The organism is Microcoleus sp. A6-C6 (assembly GCF_036705955.1).
GTDB lineage: Bacteria > Cyanobacteriota > Cyanobacteriia > Cyanobacteriales > Microcoleaceae > Microcoleus.
On the sequence record NZ_JAUBVR010000082.1, the window covers coordinates 1 to 17,327 of the forward strand.

Below are 17,327 nucleotides of genomic sequence, written 5' to 3' on the forward strand. Positions count from 1 at the left end.
GTGATGCTATATCTGCCCATTTTTGTGACTTATTTATGCCTTCTTTAATTCCCCAATCTTAGACCTGAATCCTTACAGCAGGACTAAAGTCCTTACTACAAACTTAGGGTTTTATTATATTTGGAAGAATTGAGCGATTGCACTATCAAACCCAGGCACAAAAACCAAAAATAAAGTGCAATATTAACACCGCTCAACAACTTCGGTATTCCCTCCAGCAAGCTCGAAACTATCTCATTTTTTAAATGCAGCGCTTCTGCAAAAAAGGCAACAAATAACAAACCAACGCCGCTCAGCAGTAAAGGGTACGGAGTGAATTTTATTTGCCTCCTAAAAGCTAATCCGTATGCAACTGCCAGCACGGCGTAAAATATGACAATTGTCGCTTTCGGAAAACCCGCACGTCCCAGGTGAACGTGGGTGCGAAAAACTTCATTGAATAGAAAGCAACCTGTAAACAGTGCCGAATATAAAATAAATCGATTTTCCGGGCGATTTGGTTGCAGAATTCTCAGCAATCCAAAAGTAAAAGCGCACAGGATTACAGATAAATAAAATAACATTTGGAACGCCAAGAAAAAGAAACCTGCACCCGGATAGGTGGCAGAGCAAGGCGGCAAAAACAACCCTTTTACCGAAGAACCGAATAAACTCAGACACCCCGTCACTAGCGCAACCAGCACTAAAGTTAAACTGTTAAAAAAGAACACAGTTTTGTAACTTGCCATAATTAATCACTAAAAACTAACATCAGGAGATTCAATTACGAACAGTGGTAAGGTGCTTATACACCCTACGCAACTTCAATTCTCAAATCTAAAATCTCACATCTAAAATGGTATTACCCGTGCATTTCTCCACTTGGCATGATGGTACCGCGCAATTGAGCTCCCGCTAAATTAGCAGTGCTCAAATCTGCCCTAATTAAACTTGTGCGGTGCAAAATGGCATCCCGCAAATCTGTTTTAGCCAGGTAAGCATCAGTCAAGTCGGCTTCACTCAAATTCGCCTGATTAAAATTAGCACGACTCAAATCAGCCCGCACCAAATTAGCACGACTCAAATCAGCCATCACCAAATTAGCATTACTCAACTTAACATCAGGAAGAAATGCACCGCGCAAATTAGCACCAGCCAATTCAGCATCAATTAATATAGCTCTTTCCAACTTAGCATTAGTCATAACAGCCCAGCAAAGATTTGTTTCTACCAAAGTTGCTTCAGTTAAAAACGTGCCATCTAAAATAGCTTCGCTCAAATTCGCCTGAGTCAGATTTACTTCCCGCAGAGATGCTTCAGTCAAATTCGCTTTACTGAGATTAGCTTTAGTCAAATCTGCACCCAGCAAATTGACACCGCGCAAATCTGCACCTTGCAAATTCGCACCGCGCAAATTTGCACCCTCAAAAATTCGCTGCTCCTTGCGCAGATTTGCGCCGCGCAAGCAGGCACCGCGCAAATCTGCACCTTGCAAATTGACCCCTCGCATATCTGCATCGGTCAAATTTGCATCGATAAAAACTGCCAAAGAAATGTTAGCTCTGCGAAAGTCTGCACCTTGCAAAGTAGCTCCGTGGAAGTCGGCATCGGACAAATTTGCTGCGCTCAAGTTGGCCTGATTTAAGTTAGCACCACACAACTTTGCATTAGTTAAATTTGCACGCTGAAGGTTAATTCTGCTCAGATACGACATCGCTAAGTTTGCACCCCAAAGGTCAGCACTGCTTAAATTGACGCCAATTAAATCGGCACCGATCAGGTGAACGCCTCTCAAATTCATACCTTGAAAATCTAGTTCGCCTGATGTATATCGCCTTAAAACTTCGCTGGCATTCATATTTTTTGGTTGTTAGTTATTGGGCAAGATTCACTTAAGTAGGTGGTACAAATAAACATTAGATGGAGGGCGGATTTTGCCTTCATAAACTGGTTTGCATCATAAATTTTCAACTAAACCCGCCCTACAAGATACTATTGTTTTTTGACAATGACCTACTTACTATTTAGAGATTTATGCGATTTCGCTGCCGTGCAGGCGGACGAAAGTTTGTGTAGCCCCAGCCTTGAGTCTGGGTATTTAATGAGTTTAATTCACAAATTCTTGAGTCCAAGTGACTGTTTTGTTGCCTAACTGTCGCCCGTGAATTTTTACGTGAGTCAGAGATTGTGACTTTAAAGTACCCAGTTTTTTGTAAATGTATGTAGCTGTATCCTGTTGGTTTGGGACTTCGGCAGACTCCAGAATGACGTGGAGCCAACCTTCTTTAAATCCCGCTGTGGCAGTAATTCCCTTGGGTTTTAGCAATTGATTGATCAAAATGGCGATCGCCTTTGGTTTGCCTTGTTTTGCCATTTCCACAAGCTGATACTGAGTTGGTTTCTGGCTAGAGTTTTGCTGCTCTGTTGCTGAATTTTTGTTAGTGATATTCTCCTGAGTGTCAGCAGAAGGAATCCCGCTTTCTTTTGACTCAACTTCGCTCAGCATTTCCATTAATTTGTCGGTAAATCCATTAATTTGTGTTAGATAATTTTTGAGACTTTTATATTTCCAATACAAACGCTCTTCGGTACTTTCTGTAGAAAGTTTTCCGTTCATAGCAGATTCCAACTCGCTGAATATCTGTTCTATTTGCGCCGTTGCTGAGTTAGCACCTTGACTAACTAAGCCTTTCATTTCCTCTTCCAATCCCAACTTGCGTTTGATGGAATCGCTAATATTTGTAGTAACAAGAGCGGCTGGTTCTAAACTTTCGATAATTGTCGGCGTTTCAGAAATGGGGACTGTTTCTACCAATTCCTGTCTGAAATCAGCAGTATAATTATTGCTGTTGGTTTTTGAGTCTTTAAACTGTATATTTTTTGCCGTGTCCGGCACTAAGTAACTCTTCTGGGGGTCATAATGATAGTGAGCCGGAGCAGCTTGAATAATCTGAGTAATATCCCCCGGTTCAAAATATTCGTTGCGCCTGTCAACCGGCACAATATCTTCATAGAAAGTGTTATTTAAATGCGTCTGATCGTAATCTTCGGTAGCCGAATTTTCGCTAATCGAATCTTCGGCTATGTCGCGTTCTTCCTGTTGCAATTTTGCGTAACAAGGATTCATCGCTTTGATGATCACGCTAGCTGCTTGGTCGTATTCGTCGCTGTTGTCAAGTTTGCCCGCAGTTCCGTACAAATTAGATTCGAGTTCGGCTAGGCTGCCACAGACATTAAACAGTTGTCGCAGCAGCTTGTCAAGTTCTTGGGTTTTCAGCAGCAGCCAATCGCGCTCGCTAAATGTGAACTCGTGATAAAGAGTAGAAAAAATGAGGATTTTAGCCCTCAATGGATTGGTTTGCTGTAAAATTTTTTGTCGGACATCAAATAGATTTCCGGCGTCTCTTTCTAGCGACTCGCCTGCGGGAAGTTGCGAACTAAAGTGTTCATCAAATGCAGGTGCTTCATAACCGCCAAAATTAGATATGTTGGTTTCTAATTTTGTGAAATCTTGGTATTCGTAAAGCCTGCTCAGTTGGCAGACGATTTGATCTGCCACTAAAGCGTACTCGGTTTTTTTGTTAACCTTGGCAACGATACTGTTTAAAACTGTTTCAATATCTTCTAACCTGCTGTATTTACCACAGAGTTCTTCGATCAACTTTCTTAGATCTGCGCTGGCGAGTTTGGCCGGATCGTTTTCCCAACACTCTTTACAAGCAAAAAATATGATTCTTTTAATGCGCGAAAGATTGAGATCTTGTTCAAATTCGCGAAGAACTTCATCTAAAATAGATAAAGCTTGCATAGTTTTCCTCCCCAAAAGATACCCTGTCAGTCGATTTTAGATTTTAGATTTTAGATTTACTGTCACTTTGAATCAAAGGAACCCGAACAGGAGTCTAAAATTTTAGTGTCTCCACGATTTAAGTCGTGGACTTGTACCCGTTTTTGGGCGGGTCAACAGTCAGCAAGAAATAATACAATCATACCACATTTGATAAATGCAAGACTTTGATGCGATCGTAATTGGCAGCGGTATTGGTGGCTTAGTGGCGGGTTCGATGCTCGCTCGCTACGGTTCGGGGGTACTCGTCTGCGAGAGCCATACCATAGCGGGCGGGGCGGCTCACAGCTTTTCGCGCCGGGGATTTCACTTTGATTCGGGGCCTTCTTTTTATTGCGGTTTGACTGATCCGCAGTCGCTGAATCCTTTGCGGCAAGTCTTGAATATGTTGGAGGAATCGATCGCAGTAATTACCTACGATCCGCTGGGGCACTACCATTTTCCAGAGGGAAGTTTGCCAGTTTATGCTGATGCGAGAAATTACTTAGATGCTGTAGCTAAATTCGCACCACAAGGTGCTGTAGAATTACAGCAATTTCAACAAAATTTATTAGTTTTGTATGAAGCTTTGCGTGGAATTCCGGCTTTAGCGTTGAGATCCGACTGGCAGTTGATACTTGTGTTGCTGTCTCGGTACTCGTCTGCTTTGCTGAAGCTGTTACCGTCATTAGGGGCGATCGCCAGTTCAGCAGGTTCCTTGATGGATCGCGACGTGCAAGACCCTTGGGTGCGACGTTTAATCGATTTGGAGTGCTTCTTACTGTCGGGCTTGAAAGCGCATGAAACCGTCGCGCCAGAAATCGCTTTTATGATTGGCGAACGATCGCGAGTGGCGATCGAGTATCCTGTAGGAGGCAGCGGTGCGATCGTCGATGCCTTAGTTCGAGGCTTACAGCGCTGGGGAGGAAAGTTGCGATTGGGAACACCAGTCGAGCAAATATTAGTTGAATCCGGCAAAACTACGGGAGTTAGGTTGCAAAACGGCGAAATTATCCGCGCCCCAATTGTGATTTCAAATGCCACAGTTTGGGATACCTATACAAAGTTACTGCGCCCTGAAGATTTGCCGCCCAGCTACCGAAAAACTGCTTTGTCGATGCCAGCAGTAGACAGTTTCATGCACCTGCATTTAGGAATTAAAGCCGAAGGACTCGAAGGGTTGACCGGCCACCACGTCGTCGTTCATGACAGCTTGGTTGACATTACAGTACCCGGAAATACCTGCATGATTTCGATTCCAACAGTGTGGGATCAAACTCTCGCACCGCCCGGACATCACGCGATTCACGCTTATACATTGGAACCCTACGCAGGTTGGGAGTATGGCGATAGTTATCAAAAAAGAAAGCAAGAGCGATCGCAATCTCTGTTTAAAGCTTTAGAAAAAATTATACCGGATTTGCGATCGCGAATCGTCCTGGAGTCGATCGGCACACCGCTAACCCACGCCCGATTTTTGCGCCGATATCAAGGAACCTACGGGCCAGCAATCGCCGCCGGAAAAGGCACATTTCCAGGGCCGCAAACCCCGATCAAAGGCTTATATCGAGTGGGAGACAGCACCATGCCCGGAATCGGCGTTCCCGCCGTCGCAGCATCGGGTATTTTGTGCGCGAATACCCTGGTAAATTCCGATGTGACAGCACAATTTTTGTAAATTGGTAGATAAAAGGGGCGGGTTTTGCCAAAGAAGACGGGGCGGTTGAAACCGCGTCTATACAAACAAAACCCAGATGGTGCGTGGGTTGAAGAATGCGCGGTTTCAACCACCGTCTTATCTGAATTATGTTAAAAACCGATTATCCACCAGCGGCAAAAGCGCCCATAACTGCGATCGACAAAGCCAAACCGGGCAACAGCAGCAATCCTAACATCAAAGCATCGTGTGCACTCATCACTTTCTCCTGATACTGACGTTGGATAGCTTATCATACACACCCAGATTTCGCCACCGCCTTAACAATTAAAACCGACAAATTGATGCCGGAGTCACCGGGCAAACTTTATTCACAATCGAATTTCCGCGCAAGTCAAGCGTCGTTAGCTTTTGCAAAGATTGCAGTGCACTGATATCAGAAACTTGATTGTTGTACAAATCGAGCACAAATAAATTATTCAAAGCTTGCAGTGCGCTGCAATCGGCAATCGGATTGTTGAACAAATAAAGTTGAGTCAAATTAGTTAAAGATTTCAGCGGACTGATGTCTGAGATTTGATTGTTGCCGAGGTTGAGTTCAACTAAATTAGTTAGATCGGCCAAAGCACTAATATCCGATATTTTATTTTCAAATAAAACCAGTTTTTTTAAGTTAGTCAAGGCTTTCAGCGGAGTCAGGTCAGATATTTGATTCTCGAACAGAAACAGCGTAGTAAGATTTTTTAAAGAAGCCAGCGGGCTGATATCCGATATTTTGTTTTTGTAAAGGTAGAGTGTCTGGAGTTCAGTTAAATTTACCAGAGGAGCGAGATCATTAATTTGATTTTTATAAATAATTAACGCCTTTAACTTAGTCAAACTTTTCACTGCATTGATGTCATAAATTTTGTTATCAAACAAGACAAGTTCGGCAAGATTAGTTAGAGCAGTTAGGGGACTGATGTCTGATATTTGATTGGTATCGAGAACGAGTCTAGTCAGATTTGTCAGAGATGAAAGCGGGCTGATATCTGATATTTGATTGACATCTAAATACAGAGTTCTCAGCTTGGTTAAAGATTGCAGGGGAGCGAGGTCAGATATTTGATTGCTGTCGAGGCTGAGTGCAGTAAGTTGAGTGAAAGATGAGAGAGGACTGATATCGGTAAGTTGAGTAACTTTAAGATTGAGTTCTGTTATACTAGAAAGCAGTTCGTTGGCTCGATCGCACTCTGCCGTATCTGATATTTGCAACAGTGTTTCTACGGTATGTTTCGCGCCGGGAGAAATATTATCTTTGTGCTTGCACCAATCGGAAAAGTTATTATAAGTTGTTGTCATGGGTTTTAGCTTTTAGATTTCAGTTATTGAGGTGCGTTGTTGCGCTTGGGTGCTCTTTCATATAATCAAAGAGCGCTCCAGCGCAACAACATACCTGCACGTGTAAATCTTAAATCTCTGATAAATCTAGCAATTACGTCTAATTTGTAAATCGGATTTTTGCGGTTTTTGAGAAATATTAGCAAAAATTGTGTAAAATAATCTTAACATCGTTTATTGCATTCATTTACCAGAAAAAATTGGTTTAAAGCCTCTCCCTTTTAGGCAGAAGTTAAAAGAAGACGATTCATTACTCCAATCCTCTTCCTTCTTTTGTCAACTGTCAACTGTCAACTCTCAACTCTCAACTCTCAACTCTCAACTCTCAACTGAATCAAAGGAGCCAACAGCCAACTATGACGCCAGAACTAATTTTCGATGCAGGTAATCTGTTCGTTTTGCCTTTCTGGGCAATTATGATTTTATTGCCCAACTGGGGAATTACCAGAAAAGTGATGAATTCCTTTATTCCGTTTGCAGTGCTCGCCATCTTGTACATATATTTGTTTGGTAGCAGTCTGACTCCAGAAAATGCGGCTGCTTTGTCCAATCCCAAGTTGGCAGATATTGCTAAGTTTCTGGGGCAGGAAACGGCGGCTGCTACGGGATGGATTCATTTTTTAGTGATGGATTTGTTTGTGGGACGCTGGATTTATTTGGAAGGACAGCGGACAGGTGTTTGGACTGTTCATTCTTTGACTTTGTGTTTGTTTGCTGGGCCGATGGGATTGCTTTCTCATATTGTAACTGCTTGGATTACTGAAAGGTTTTTTCCGAGTTCTGAGGTGGTGGAAACTGTTACTCCTTCTGTTTAGCTTTTTCGCCGGAAGCCCTCGCGCGATACTTTCAGGTTGCTGTCGAGATGGATAGTATTTTGTAGGGTGTGCACGGCGCACCCTACAAAAGACAAGATTGCATTCATTCGATCGCACTTCTTGACAAGCATCTGCGTTAATCTGTGTTAATCTGCCTTACATCTGCGGTTTCCCGATCGATCCAAAATTTATGCAATTCAAGTCTAGTCAATCGGTGCGCTGTGCGCTACAAAGTTAACAGAATTTTTAAGAGGTGGCTAGGGGCAGCACTAAGCGGGCGACAATTAAGTTATTTTCTAATATTTCTAAGGAAAAGTCTCCCCCCATTAAGCGTACCGCCCGCTGACAAATTAAGAGATTTTGCACGATCGACCTATTTGACGTAACAGCCAATATATCGCCGTGAAAACCGCCGTTGAACACAGCAATTAACTGTCGATCGCACGCGCCACTATCAATCACAGATAATTCTAGCCAATCTTCCCCCAAAAGTTGAGAGCGAATCTCAACCTTGTCGCCAACTCCAGAGCGTCTGCAAGCCATCGCCAGCAATTCGCACAGGATCAAATCCAGCTTAATACTGTCCCCGCGAACGCCCAAAGTCTGACCCGCAGGCAGCGACACAGCAGTCTCTCTGTTCACTTCCAGCAAGATTCCCGACTGTTTGACCAGGGGGGCCGTGCGATCGAGCGATCGCCTCAACCAAGCGCTCACAGGCACCGCATCTTGTGCAAATAGCGGCCGCCACTGCTCCTGTTTCAGCACCAAATGAATTGACCCCAAACCATTGCCAATTTGTCGCAAAACCTGTTGGTAGCGCAAAGTTTTCAGAGCATCCTTTTGTTCCTTCGCCGACTGCAAAATCGACTGGCTCAACTCTCCCAACTCCTTAACGCCCGCTGCCACAGTGCGGTAAAAATCCTCGAAACGGCGCTGCTTGTACCAGTTGAGCATCTCCAGATCCAATCGCTGCGACTCCTGCGCCGATTGCACCGCCAAATACCTCCGCCACCAAGCCAACTGAGACGCCATCGAAGTCAGTAAATTCATGGACAATTCTGACCACTGGCGGCCTGTAGCATCCGCAACCACCACAATGCCCAGGGGAGCGTGTTCTGGGGCTGTCCGCAGCGCCACTGTCATAATTTCGCCAATTCCCGGACTGCGTAGCCACCGCTTCGTCGCCAGCGGCACTTGGCTCATGCTCTGTTGCAGCACGCCTCCTTCCGCTAGGGTTTTTTGGATCAAAGCGTCTGTTTGGACATGAATCAGCGCATCGGGATTCAAGGCAAATACGGGGTTGGCAGCTACCGCCGCCGAGATTGAACCTGCATCCTGGCCGGGATTCCAAGTAATTACGGCGACTAAAGGACAGGCAATTGTCTGGGAAACGTGTTCGGCAAAGTGACGATCGAGCTTTTGCAGCGGCAACTCGGGCAACATCTGCGGTGAAGCAGCAGATATCTGTCGCCCAGATTGCTCCTCGCCAGAATGCTGCAAAACCGCCAAACCCGATTTGATCGATCGCTCAAATTGCTGATATTTGTCAATTTCCGAACTCTGCTGCCAGGAGTGCAGGATTAATCCTAACTGTTGGCTAACTACCCGAACTAATTCTCGCTCCGAGCCTCTCCAAGTGCGAGTTGCGCTGTGCCCGACAACCAGCAAACCCTCGATCGATTTGCGATTTGCGATTTGCGATTTGCGATTGGGGTTTTCTCCCTCGGACTGTTTTCCGCGAGTGCTCGATGCCAAAAGCGATCGCATCCCAGCTTCTCCCAGCACTTCCCGCCAAGCCCCCAACCGCCCGTCTTCCTCCCAATTTTCGATCGCCAGAGGTTCCTCGCTGGCTTGCACCAGCCCCACGTCACCGGCATCAAGGGCGTTGAGCGGCGACGGTACTTGTCTGCGGTTGCGGGGCAGATTTTGGCAGACAATTTCAAAGCGATTTTGTTCTTCCCTGTACAGCAACAGCAAAAAGTATTCGCACTTGAGCCGAGAGCACAACTGCTCAGCCGTATTTTTCAAAGTCGCCTCCCAGTCAGCATCGCTGTAGATGGCGCGGGCTATTCCGGCAGTTAAATCTCGATCGAGCTGTGCTTGCTCAATCCTCTCCTCCATCTCCGACAGAGGAGCCGTCAGAGCCACTAAATGCGCCGCTCCTCGCAGGTAATGTTTTTCATTATCTTGCCAAATCCGCGCCTCGCCGGCTTCCACCGCCAAAAATCCCAACAATTCCCCTTCCAAAACAATCGGCGCAGCCAACAGAGAGCGAGCACGAATTTGCTGCATCAACCGCCCCGTCAGCTCAGTTTTCAGAGAACTATGAGATTCACCGATCCAAACTATTTGTTCCGCGGCCAAAGCCTGATAAAATTCTCCCAAGTCTTGCACAGTGATGCCCGAAGCCGGTCGGATCAAGCCCAAACCCGGAGCAACTTGGCGGTTGCTGACTCGACGCCAAAAATAGCGCCGCTCTCGCTCAAACCAATAAACATTAGTCCGCGTCGGCTCGATAAATTCATGGGCTTGTTCGACTACCGCTTGCAAATATTGGTCGAGCGATCGCAATTCCCGCAACTGCGAAATCAGCGCTAACAGAGACTCATCCGGGCGTTTGACTTGTTGTCGCTGCCAATCTTTTTCTATTTGGTAAAGAGCAGTTGCTAGCGCTCCAAATACGATCGCCAACTGCGTTTTTTCCGCCGACTTTGGCGACGATCCCGACACATCAGTCCCCAGCAAAATCACGCCGTAGCAGCGGTCTTGGTAGCGCAGCGGAAACAGAGTCGTGCCTTGAATATTGTAAATTTGAGCTGCTTTGCGCCATTCTCCAGCTTTGTTTTCCGATCGCAAATCCGAGACTCCCACCGGCTGAAGCTGAATCACCACCTGTTCCAGCAAATCCCCAGCGCTGAGGGAAAATCGCTGTTTGAGAAAAGACAAATCGCCGTTAGGAGTCATGCCACCTTTCCCTAACAATCGGTGCGCCTGTCGATCGTACAACCCAATCCAAATCAACCGCCAATCAAATTCCGCTTGCAAGTAACCGAGAGTGGTTTCCAGCAGCACTTCCACATTCTCCTCTTCTCGGAGAATCTGGAGAACGCGATCCAGGCCCGCGATTTGTTCGTCTAAATCCTTCAATCTTTGCTCCTGCCCCATTTCCCAGATTCCCCACACCTTTGTTTAATTTCAAATTACCAACTTAAAATTTAAAAATATTAAAATTAAAAAGAATCAACCTATAATATAGTCGTCTAATTTATGCTTAAATCTAAAAGATTAGATCAAGTCGATCGAAGTCCAAGTAAAAATCTCACCTTTCCAGTCTCCTGCTGAATATTTTTATCTCCCTTCTCATTTCTCATTGGTCAACTGCCCCAGGACAAGTCATTGGATATTTATCAATCAAGCGTGCGCCCGCTGTTGTTTTCCGTATTGAAAACCGATGCCGAGTGGTTGCACAACCGCACTCTTCAAATTCTCGAACTAGCAGCCAGAACCCAGTCTAATCCTGCCACCAGCCAAATGCTCTCCCGATTGCAGAAATCTTTGGGAGTACAAGACGATCGCCTCGAACAATCGAAGTGGGGACTGAGCTTTAAAAATCCTGTCGGCTTAGCCGCGGGATTTGATAAAAACGGCGTAGCTGCGGACATTTGGGCAAATTTTGGCTTTGGCTTTGCCGAACTCGGTACAGTCACGTCGCAAGCGCAGCCGGGAAACCCCCAACCTCGGTTGTTTCGCTTGACGGAGGACAGTGCAGCCCTCAACCGCATGGGATTTAACAATCAAGGAGCCGCGGCAATGGCAGCCCGGTTTCAGGCAGCACAGAAACAGTCAAAATTCGACGCCTCGCGCCCTATGCCTGAGTCGCCATTCCCGATCGGCATCAATCTCGGTAAATCTAAGGTAACACCGTTAGAGCTGGCAGCAGCCGATTATTTGGAGAGTTTTAAGCTGCTCAAAGATTGGGGCGACTATTTTGTTGTCAACGTTTCCTCTCCCAATACGCCTGGGTTGCGATCGCTCCAAGATGCTGCTGGGCTTAGCACAATTTTGGAAATTTTGCAACAAGAAAATCAAGGAATCAAGCCAATTTTAGTCAAAATTGCGCCGGATTTGGAGTCGGAGGCGATCGCATCCATCCTCGACTTAGCAAAAACCTACCAACTAGCAGGAATTATCGCCACCAACACCACCATCCGCCGCGACGGATTGAAAACCCAAATATTGCGAGAAACAGGCAAACCCATCGCCGAAGAAGCGGGCGGAATTAGCGGAATGCCAGTCAAAGAGCGATCGACAGAAGTAATCCGATTTATCTGGCAATATACAAAAGGGGAATTACCAATAATTGGAGTAGGCGGCATTTTCACCGCCCAAGATGCTTGGGAAAAAATCGCCGCCGGTGCAAGTTTAATTCAAGTTTATACTGGTTGGGTTTACGAAGGGCCTTGGATGGTGCGGCGGATTTTGGAAGGTTTGCTACAAAAGTTAGAAGAAAAAGGATTTAATTCAATTTCTGAGGCGGTTGGTTCAGAAAATATTCAATAGTCGGAAGAGAGAGGATGGAAGTCCTCACTACAAACGGATTTTATGAGAAGTAACCGGAAATTATTTAAGTCCAAGAGTTGTGTGTTTTGAGTTCCAGAAAATTCCCAACCCAACTCACAACTCCTAACTCGCCAGTTGCGGTAGCTATCCATAACTTATACCAAGAAAGTCAAATTAATGCAACAGTAATCGTAGCGTGTGTCGCCATCAACAATCCCTGAAAAATATCGACGATTTAACAGCGACGCACCTTCTGAGCAGGATCATTGTAAACAAACACAACATTTATTGTGTAGCAATCTTTTGTCAAAATGGTATTACTTGGGTTTAGAAAGCCCAGCCAGCGACCAAGTTAGGCTCACCATCATCAAACGGCCTAGAGCCTTTAAACCATCTTGGGCGCTATTTTCCACCGCTTCAGATACAGTTTCAGACTTAACATTTACCGATAATTCTTCAGCCGTTGCTGCGATTTTTTCCGATTCGACTTGTTCAGAAGATATCTCAAGGCTGACTTGTTGCTGCTGATTTTGTTCTTTGGTCATTTTCTGAGTCACCTCCTTGAGTGATTGCGTACATAACCATTACTACAAATGTAACTTATGTGTATCCGGGATTTAGGAAGTCATTTTTTCTAGACCCGATAATCACAGTTACCAAATGACTTCAAAGTTTTGATTTCAGTTATAAGCTATCTTCAAGAGCACTTACGCAATTTCCCTAATCAACGCGGCTTCTTTACCAGAAAGAATTTGTTGAAAGCCTCTCCCTGATCAGGGAGAAATTAAAATCAGACTATTCATTACTCCAATCCTATTCCTTCCAGGTAGAGGTCGCACTCATCTGTCAACGGTCAACTGTCAATTGAATGAAGGAAGTCCTGTTGAATTCAAAACTCACTAATTTTAAAATTGCCCTAAGTAGATAGGTGCAAATAAACTTGGATCTGTCACGAAATGTAAAGCGATCGGAAGCCTTGCAGTTGCTTATTTTGACTGCGTTTGCATCGCAACTACATACTTATATATTTTCCTACTAATCTACTTACTGTCGGTGATGCACATCACTGAATTGTTATATTTACTTAACAGTAATATTTCCGAGATTCTGATATAGTAAAAGCTTAACAATTAATTTGGCTCCGATCGCTCTCAAGCAGAAAGCAGGCGTCTGAAAAATATTAAGAAACTGAAGGTGTAGAGCCGATGGCGATTTATGTTGATACTGCAATTGTAGCGGAAGCCACACGGGCGAGCAAGTTCGGATGGATAGCGGGAATTACTACTAATCCGACACTTTTGGCAAAAAGTGAGCTATCTGCTGAAGAGACACTCAAACAACTGGCACAAATGATTCCTGGGGAACTGTACTATCAGTTAACAGCATCCGATTTGGATGGCATGGTAGCAGAAGGAAAAGCCGCTTTTGAATTAATTGGACAGCAAACAGTTTTGAAAGTTCCAGCAACCGCGGCTGGTTTTCAAGCAGTAGCCCAATTATCGCCGAAAATTCCTTGTGCAGTGACGGCGATTTACAGTGCCGCCCAGGCGGTTGTTGCCGCAGAAGCAGGGGCGAAATATGCGATCGCCTACGTGAATCGCGCCACCAGACTCCTCGGAGACGGTTTTGCCTTAGTGCGAGATATGGCTAACGTATTGCAGAGAACTAATACAGAGATTTTGGCAGCAAGCATTAAATCACCAGAAGAAGCAGTAAATACTTTATTAGCCGGCGCCCATCATTTGACATTGCCTTTGGACGTATTGCAAGCAATGGCAGTTCACGAATTGTCCCAGCAAACAGTTGATGAATTTGCCAAAAACGGGCGAGGAATTTTGGGATAATATCATGTCCCTTTGCACAACTTCTTGATTATTTTAAAATTAGTCATTGGTCATTGGTCATTGGTCATTGGTAATACAGTCTCTCTTTTCTTCCTTCGCGAAGGACGCGGTTCGTAAAAAAAAGTAATTCTGTACAATGTATGCTGCACACCTTACACTACTGCCAACTGCCAACGACCAACTGCCAACTGCCAACTGACAACTATCAACTGCCAACTGCCAACTGACAACTATCAACTGTCAACTGTCAACTGTCAACTGACTATGGCATTCGCCAAATCTTAATAGTGTGATCGGGACTGCCGCTCACCAAAGTCTTGCTATCTTTGGTAATAGCCACAGAATTCACAAACTGGCCGTGACCAGAAAGAGTGGTTCTTTCTTTGCCCGTCTTCAAATCCCAAACTATAATATCTCCGCCCCCGCTGATCAAAGTGCGGTTGTCCGGGCTAAAGGCGATCGTCCTCACCCAGCTCGAATGCCCTTTAAAAGTGCGAGTGCGCTTCCCGTCTTGCACGTTCGACAAACGGATCGTATTGTCACTGCTAGCACTAGCCAAAACTTGCCCGTTTGGGCTAAAAGCCACAGCATTAACCGCGCCCCCGTGACCCGTGATAATTCTTCTGACTTCTCCGGTGTCGAGATTCCACAAACGCACAGTCTTGTCATCGCTGCCGCTAGCCAGAGTTTTACCGTCGCGGCTCAACGCGATCGCGTTTACTCCTCCGGCGTGGCCACTCAAAGTCCGCAACCTGCTGCCGGTTTTGACATTCCACAAGCGAACAGTTTTGTCATCGCTGCCGCTAGCCAGAATTTTACCGTCGCTGCTAAAAGCGATCGCGTTGACGGCGGCTTTGTGAGCGGCAATCGTCCGCACCCGCCGCCCCGTCTTCAAATCCCACAAAATCACATTATTGTCGTCGCCACCACTGGCCAACATCGAGCCATCCGGGCTCACCGCCAGCGTGTTGACCGATTTCTTAGAATGCACCGGATTTAGAGTCCGCACCACGCGTCCCGTCTTCACATTCCAAATTCTCATCGTCCCAAAGCTGGCGCTGACCAAAGTTTGACCGTCCGGCGACAGGGCGATCGCATTTACACTTCCGACATTATCCAAACTTCTTTGCAAAAACTGACTGCTAGGCAAACTAGAAAGCAGCCACACCGGGTTTGCCGGAAACACTCCGTAACGCATCGAACCATAAATTTGAGACGCGCCAATACCCAGCATCAAAACAGCAGCGCCCGCCAGCAACTTCTTTTTCCAACCTAAAACTTCTTTCTCAGACTGGTTCAAGCCAGCAGAATTTAGAGGTCTGAGGCGGTTGATGGAAGTGTGTTTCGTCGCCCCAGCCGCCCCGGAAGTTCCGCGAATTTTAGTTTGCCCCGTCGTCGGCAACTGAGTCGGCAACTGAGTTTCCGCGCCGTCGAGATGAATTTCCTCCAAGCACTGCAAAACCATCTGCGGACTTTGAGGTCGATTTCCGGGAAAAGGCGCCATCAAATAATCGATGACATTAGCCAAGGGGTCGGAAACCTGAGGAGCTCCTTTGCGCCACATTAATTTGCCCGTGCGCGGGTTCTCTGGAAACGCAGTCGGCGGCTTTCCAGTCAGCAAATAAACAAAAGTGCGCCCCAGAGCAAAAAAATCCGACTGCGGAACCGCCTTGCCATTAGTTTGTTCCGGCGGCGTATAGCCAGGGGAAACAATACCAGTCACATTTCCTCCCTGACCCACCTTAGCGAAATAAGTCCCTGACACTTCCCGAGCAGTCCCGAAGTCAATCAGCACTAACTGCCCGTTCGGCTTGCACATAATATTGTGCGGCTTGATATCCCGATGAAAATAGTTGAGTCGGTGAACTTGATCTAAAATTTCCGACAGTTGTTTGAGCCAGTTCAGAGCTTGTTCTTGACTGATCGGGCGGCCCCGATGTTTCAGCCAGTCTTGCAAATTTGCCCCAGCAATTTTCTCCATCACCAGACAGTGAAAAAACTCTGTGCCGTGAGCTGGCGTAAATATAAAATAACCGTCGCGATCGACTTTTGGAATACCTGGATGTCTCAGCCTGACCAATACGTCGGCTTCTTGCTTAAAAAGTTCTACAGCTTTGGGATGTTCTTTGAGTAGGACTTTGAGCACTCTTCGAGCGCCGTTGTCGTCCACTTCAAATGTTCTGCCAAAGCCACCACCTCCGAGAGGCGCGACTAGCCGATATCTACCTTGCAACAAAAGTTCAGACCCGCAGTGGATACACGCGGATCTACCAGAGTTGGCTGGATCGGAGGGATTCGGGCATTTGGGATTGAGGCAATAACTCACGAAGCCACATAACCCTGATTGAGGTTGCTCTATCAAGTTTTACTTTGGCACTCTCAGCACTCTTGGTGACTGAGATTCTTGGTTCAGCGAAGTCACTTGCTTGGGACTGGATTACTCCAGATCAAGTAAAAGTGTCTTCTCCTCAAGCGTTAATTCCGGTATGCCCTACCGTACTTAATTAGTCCTCTTGATCTATTGAGGTTTTCGTTCAAATGCGAGTTCTCCTAGACGGCAACACCTATCGGTGTGACTACGTACTCAACAATCCAGTTAAGTTTTTACGTTGTCTAGTGATACTCAATTTTCAACTTATGACGATCGTATCACACCTAGTACAAGACTGATGAGCACTCTTGATTTAAATCCTTCGCGTCGCACAAGTCAAGCGGAGTGAACTCTAGCTCGTTTTCCCCTTTCCATTATACGATCGCCACGACCACTCTCAAAGGAAGAAAGAAAAGAGAGGGAGAGAGGGGGAGATAGGGAGATGGGAAGAGGGGGAGATAGGGAGAGTGGGAGAGGGGGAGAGGGGGAGAGGGGGAGAGTGGGAGAGGGGGAGAGTAAGGGACAAAAATCTGCCTAATGCCTTTTGCCTCTTCCTTCCTTGTTTCTTCCCTCTGCCCGATGGCGGCAGAACTGATGGTAATCGGTAATCAATGATGGGTAATCGGGAATTCTATCCGTTACATCCGTTAAATCCGCTACACAATCCGTTGCCGAACTTCCTTGTTTCTTCCCTCTGCCCGATGACAGCAGAACTGATGGTAATCGGTAATCAATGATGGGTAATCGGGAATTCTATCCGTTAAATCCGTTAAATCCGCTACACAATCCGTTGCCGAACTTCCCTCTGCCCGATGACGGCAGAACTGATGGTAATCGGTAATCAATGATGGGTAATCGGGAATTCTATCCGTTAAATCCGTTAAATCCGCTACAC

Annotated in this window: 12 protein-coding genes; 4 read left to right on the forward strand and 8 right to left on the reverse strand. The window is 45.9% G+C overall.

The genetic code is table 11. From position 1 onward, the window contains the following. Positions 1-95: 95 nt before the first annotated feature. From QUB52_RS24410 to QUB52_RS24420, 3 genes are all read right to left on the reverse strand, one after another. Positions 96-728 (reverse strand): hypothetical protein, encoded by a 633-nt coding sequence (locus tag QUB52_RS24410; protein ID WP_332975050.1) that lies wholly within the window; start codon positions 726-728, stop codon positions 96-98. A gap of 113 nt (positions 729-841) precedes the next feature. Continuing rightward, entirely contained in the window at positions 842-1,837 is a 996-nt protein-coding gene (locus QUB52_RS24415; RefSeq protein WP_265233441.1) for a pentapeptide repeat-containing protein, read from the reverse strand. Positions 1,838-2,086: 249 nt separating this feature from the next. Next, positions 2,087-3,787 (reverse strand): hypothetical protein, encoded by a 1,701-nt coding sequence (locus tag QUB52_RS24420; RefSeq protein ID WP_265233440.1) that lies wholly within the window; start codon positions 3,785-3,787, stop codon positions 2,087-2,089. Between the two features lie 196 nt (positions 3,788-3,983). Here QUB52_RS24420 and QUB52_RS24425 point away from each other — a divergent pair, with 196 nt between their 5' ends. Further along, positions 3,984-5,483 (forward strand): phytoene desaturase family protein, encoded by a 1,500-nt coding sequence (locus QUB52_RS24425; RefSeq protein WP_332975051.1) that lies wholly within the window; start codon positions 3,984-3,986, stop codon positions 5,481-5,483. A 306-nt stretch (positions 5,484-5,789) separates the two neighbouring features. Here QUB52_RS24425 and QUB52_RS24430 read toward each other — a convergent pair whose 3' ends face one another. Continuing rightward, positions 5,790-6,803, reverse strand: coding sequence for a leucine-rich repeat domain-containing protein (locus QUB52_RS24430; RefSeq protein ID WP_332975053.1), 1,014 nt, complete (start codon positions 6,801-6,803; stop codon positions 5,790-5,792). A 395-nt stretch (positions 6,804-7,198) separates the two neighbouring features. Between QUB52_RS24430 and QUB52_RS24435 the strand changes: the two genes are divergently transcribed. Continuing rightward, positions 7,199-7,657, forward strand: a complete 459-nt coding sequence (locus QUB52_RS24435; protein WP_265233437.1) for an ABA4-like family protein — start codon at positions 7,199-7,201, stop codon at positions 7,655-7,657. A gap of 246 nt (positions 7,658-7,903) precedes the next feature. On the opposite strand, the gene QUB52_RS24440 is transcribed toward QUB52_RS24435, so the two are convergent. Continuing rightward, the gene (locus tag QUB52_RS24440) at positions 7,904-10,822 is read right to left on the reverse strand and encodes a sensor histidine kinase (protein ID WP_332975055.1); all 2,919 of its coding nucleotides are present in this window, start codon (positions 10,820-10,822) and stop codon (positions 7,904-7,906) included. Between the two features lie 231 nt (positions 10,823-11,053). Here QUB52_RS24440 and QUB52_RS24445 point away from each other — a divergent pair, with 231 nt between their 5' ends. After that, positions 11,054-12,217 carry a quinone-dependent dihydroorotate dehydrogenase gene (locus QUB52_RS24445; protein WP_332975056.1) on the forward strand — a complete coding sequence of 388 codons (1,164 nt, stop codon included), beginning with the start codon at positions 11,054-11,056 and terminating at the stop codon, positions 12,215-12,217. 317 nt (positions 12,218-12,534) lie between these two features. Here QUB52_RS24445 and QUB52_RS24450 read toward each other — a convergent pair whose 3' ends face one another. Continuing rightward, positions 12,535-12,762: a hypothetical protein gene (locus tag QUB52_RS24450; protein ID WP_265233434.1), complete on the reverse strand. Its 228-nt coding sequence runs from the start codon at positions 12,760-12,762 to the stop codon at positions 12,535-12,537. A 660-nt stretch (positions 12,763-13,422) separates the two neighbouring features. On the opposite strand from QUB52_RS24450, the gene QUB52_RS24455 reads away from it, so the two are divergent. After that, positions 13,423-14,061, forward strand: a complete 639-nt coding sequence (locus QUB52_RS24455; RefSeq protein WP_332975057.1) for a transaldolase family protein — start codon at positions 13,423-13,425, stop codon at positions 14,059-14,061. A gap of 262 nt (positions 14,062-14,323) precedes the next feature. Here the strand turns inward: QUB52_RS24455 and QUB52_RS24460 are convergent, their stop codons facing one another. Beyond that, positions 14,324-16,387, reverse strand: a complete 2,064-nt coding sequence (locus QUB52_RS24460) for a serine/threonine-protein kinase (protein ID WP_265233579.1) — start codon at positions 16,385-16,387, stop codon at positions 14,324-14,326. Between the two features lie 701 nt (positions 16,388-17,088). Then, a partial coding sequence (locus QUB52_RS24465; RefSeq protein ID WP_332976294.1) for a hypothetical protein occupies positions 17,089-17,327 on the reverse strand: 239 nt, incomplete at its 5' end.